General features: G+C 61.6%; 1 protein-coding gene. It reads left to right on the forward strand.

The features are described 5' to 3' along the window. Window positions 1-518 (forward strand): AMP-binding protein (locus A5779_RS00800; RefSeq protein WP_165609727.1); only part of this gene is annotated, 518 nt, incomplete at both ends.

A 518-nucleotide genomic window follows, 5' to 3' on the forward strand; every position in this document is an offset into this window, starting at 1 on the left:
TGCCTGTGCCGTCGGCTGATGATGTGGCGTATTTGATTTATACCTCGGGGACGACGGGTCGTCCGAAGGGTGTGGCGGTGACGCACGCCAATGTGGTTCGGCTGTTGGAGACGTTGGATGCGGAGTTGGGTCTGGCGGGTCAGGTGTGGACGCAGTGTCATTCGTTGGCGTTTGACTATTCGGTGTGGGAGATCTGGGGTGCGTTGCTGTTCGGCGGCCGGTTGGTGGTGGTGCCGGAGGCGGTGACGCGGGCTCCGGAAGACCTGCTGGCCTTGCTGGTTGCCGAGCAGGTGACCATGTTCAGTCAGACCCCATCGGCGTTCTATGCTCTGCAAGCTGTCACAGGGTTGCACCCTGAGCTGGATCGCCGGCTCAGTTTGGATACGGTGGTATTCGGCGGGGAAGCGCTTGAGCCGCAGCGGCTTCAACCGTGGTTGGACAGCCATTCGGATTCCCCGCGGTTGGTCAACATGTACGGGATCACCGAGACGACGGTGCATGCCTCGTTCCGGGAGATC

The organism is Mycolicibacterium peregrinum (assembly GCF_001665625.1).
In the GTDB taxonomy this organism is placed as follows: Bacteria; Actinomycetota; Actinomycetes; order Mycobacteriales; family Mycobacteriaceae; genus Mycobacterium; species Mycobacterium peregrinum_B.